Here is a 3138-nt window from a genome sequence, read left to right as displayed (position 1 = left end):
GCCCAGTCCTTCGCGAGCCCGCGCGAGAGGCCCGCCCAGTCACCCGCCACGGCGTTGCACAGGTCCTCCTGGGTCCCCAACCCGTCCTGGTAGCTCTCCAGGCCGATGGTGAAGGGCGCGTAGAAGGACCGGGCCGAGGGGCTGATCGCATCGAGCCCGGTCCGCGGGAAGGAGCTCATGGCCGCGCAGCGGGCACGCATCTGCTCGTAGGTCTCGCTCTCCGAGGTGGAGACGAAGAGGAAGCGCGTCTGCGAGCGCGGCAGGTTCCAGGCACCGGTGGTGGCGCGGTTGAGCCAGATGGTGGGGCTGCGCGAACCACCGAACCAACCCGCGGGATCCGTGGTGCCCGTACCGCAATCCGAAGCGCCGTAGCCCGATGGGCGGGCACCGTGGTCGAGCATGACGACGAGCAGTGCGCCCAGTGGAGACTTGAAGGGCATGGTGCTCGAGGGGCCGCTGGCATAGGGAGGCATCACCGGCACCGAGGTCAGCCGTCCTCCGACATCCGCCAGCGCCGCCGTGCTGCATACCCCGGGCGCCGTGCCAACGGAGGTGGCCGCGTTCTCCAGCAGGGTCTGGAGTTCCGAGGTCGACAGATCCTTGCCGGCCTTGGACCAGTACAGGCGCGACTCATAGAGCGAGGCCACGCCGGTCACCCGAACATCGAAGCCCTCCGCGGCCAGCTGCGCCGTCATCCCCTGGATGAGCGTCGCATAGGAGGCGGCCAGATTCGCCGTCCCCCGGTCGATGCGCACGAGCCAGAGCACGCCCGTGCCCGAGTAACCGTTCAGCCCGCTGCCCGGGAAGGGAGTCGGCGTCGGCTCCGTGGAACCGCCGTCCTTGACCCCACCGGTACCGCCATCCAATCCGAATCCACCATCGCCACCGCCACCGCCACCGCCTCCACCTCCACCGCCTCCCCCACCACCAGCGCCGCCGTCCCACGGGACGTAACCGCCGTCCAACCAGACGAAACCGCCGTCCCAGTTGATACCCCCACCCCCACCCCCACCCCCGCCACCACCGGCATCAAAGCCACCCGTGCCGCTGTCCCGTCCACCATCCACCCCCGCATCGAGCTGCGCCCCGGCATCCGCCCTGGGATCGAAAGGCGGCTCGATGATGCATCCAGTCACGGCGACGACGAGTACCAGTCCCAGCGCGCGCATATGGCTCCCCCTCAGTTGGCGCGCCCGGCCTGCGCGCGGCTCCGAGTATCGTTCAAACCTCGGCGGAACATCTCATCCTTCAGGCTGGAGAGCAGCTCTCTTCGCGCGGCGGTGAACTCCTCTGGACGCTCGGTGCCGCGCATCCCCAGCTCCTCCCGGATTTCCCGCTGCATCGAGGTGGGGCACGCCGCCAGCAGCTTCTCGCGCAGAGAGCCCTCCGCGCCGTTGAGGTAGGTGACGAGCTGCGCCGGAGGCAGCCGCAGCAGCGCCGCGCCGAGCACCTCCACCGGAGCCCCCACCAGACTGGACTCGGTGAAGAGGGACGAGGTGAGCCGCTCCCCGCCCTCGTGCCGCAGCCGCTCGAGGAGCCGGTCCTGCTCCGCCATGGGCAGCGTGTCGAGCACCTCGCCCAGCACCCGCTCCAGTTGAGACGTCCCGCCGGCCGTCTCGGCGAGCTGGGAGCGCAGCTCGTCCGCCACCGCCAGCGCATACCGCGTGCTGAGCTCGGGCTGACGGGCGAGGCCGAGCGCGAGCTCCGCGCGCTGGGTGGGCGAGAGCGCCTGGAGCGCCACCGCACGCAGCGACGCGGGAGCGAAGCGCAGCGCCACCTCCCGGGCCCCCGAGGACAGCCCCTGGCATGCCGTCGCGAAGCGCTCGGGCCGTACCGCTTCCAGGAAGGCGAAGGCCGCCTCCACCGAGTCGTCCGCCTGGGCCAGCCGCGCGGCGAGGGAGCGGCCCTCCAGCTCATAGAGCGCCGCCGCCCGCGTGCCCGCGTCCACCGAAGGCACCCGGCCCAGCTCGGCGCCGAGCCCGGACAGCGACGCGCTCAAGGTGGCGTCTCCTCGCAGGTCCTCCAGGAGGAAGTCACCCATCTCCCGCGTCCACAGGGCCACCTGCCGCAGCTCGCCACGGGCGAGCGCCTCGCGCACCACCGTGTTGCGCACCGCGCGCTCCTCGCGCAGCGTCCGCTCCAGCCTCCGCGCCCGCACCGCCGGGTACTCGGTGGTGGGGGCAGCGGCCGCGGGGGCGGGCTCCGGGGCCGGCAGGGGCTCCTCGGGCAGGCCGTACTCCATGCCCGGAGCGGGCGACGGGCGACGGGCGGCCAGCACCAGCAGCACGCCCAGCACCAGCACCGTCAGCGCCAACAGCACCGCCACCACCAGCAGCGGGGCCGCGTCCAGCAGCCGCTCGGCGAAGCGCTGCTCCAGGGGCGGCACCTCCTTCGGCTCCGACTCCGGGGTCGGGGACGTGGCCGCGGGCGGCTGCGGCTTCGGCTCGAGCGGGGGCGCCTCCAGGTGGGGGGCGTTGCGGGGCGGGAAGGCCACCGACTCCACCTCGACCGTGGACTGCGGCGCCACCGTCTTGAGGCGCTGCGCCACCAGGTCCTTCAGGCGGGTGCGGAAGGGCCCCGGCAGCTTGCTGTCCACCAGCACGCGCGCGGACACCGAGCGCAGGCTGGGCAGGGTGGCCCCACCGGAGAGGGTCTCGAAGCCCGGGGTGGCTCCCCCCACGGCCTCCTCCTCCACCCGCGCCTCCACGGAGACGAGCACGCACTGCTCGGGGCAGAGCGTGCGGAGCAGGTCGGAGACCTCGGCGCGCGAGCGCTCCTCGGCCTCGGCGCGCAGGCGGGCCTGGGGCGTGGAGGGGGCGGCCAGGGCGGCGGTACACACCAGGCCGCAGAGAGCGATGAACAGATGTCGAGAGAAGCGAATCATTGGCTATTCCACCCGGATGACGACCCGGCGGTTGGCGGCGCGCCGCACCTCGGGCGCGCCCTGAAGTTCCACTCGGCGCGTATCGGCGAACCCTCGCACCGACATCCGCTCGCGGCCCACGCCGCCCTGCTCGAGCGCGGAGCGCACGTTGATGGCACGCTGGGAGGACAGCTCCCAATTGGAGGCGAAGCGCGGGGTGCGGATGGGCACGTCGTCGGTGTAGCCCTCGATGGACACCGCGCGCTTGGGCAGGG

The 3138-nt window shown here is 72.7% G+C and carries 3 protein-coding genes; all 3 read right to left on the bottom strand.

Annotated elements, in window-relative coordinates; translation table 11 throughout:
• Positions 1-1169 (bottom strand): hypothetical protein (locus VF794_RS40750; RefSeq protein WP_414641022.1); only part of this gene is annotated, 1169 nt, incomplete at its 3' end.
• 11 nt (positions 1170-1180) lie between these two features.
• Positions 1181-2884 carry a FliG C-terminal domain-containing protein gene (locus VF794_RS40745; protein ID WP_331119300.1) on the bottom strand — a complete coding sequence of 568 codons (1704 nt, stop codon included), beginning with the start codon at positions 2882-2884 and terminating at the stop codon, positions 1181-1183.
• Between the two features lie 3 nt (positions 2885-2887).
• Positions 2888-3138, bottom strand: a 251-nt coding sequence (locus VF794_RS40740; RefSeq protein WP_331119298.1) for an OmpA/MotB family protein, incomplete at its 5' end; no start/stop codon positions are given.

The organism is Archangium sp. (assembly GCF_036389735.1).
Lineage (GTDB): Bacteria > Myxococcota > Myxococcia > Myxococcales > Myxococcaceae > Archangium.
Note: the sequence above shows the minus strand (reverse complement) of the source record. Positions and strands in the feature narration are given on the sequence as shown.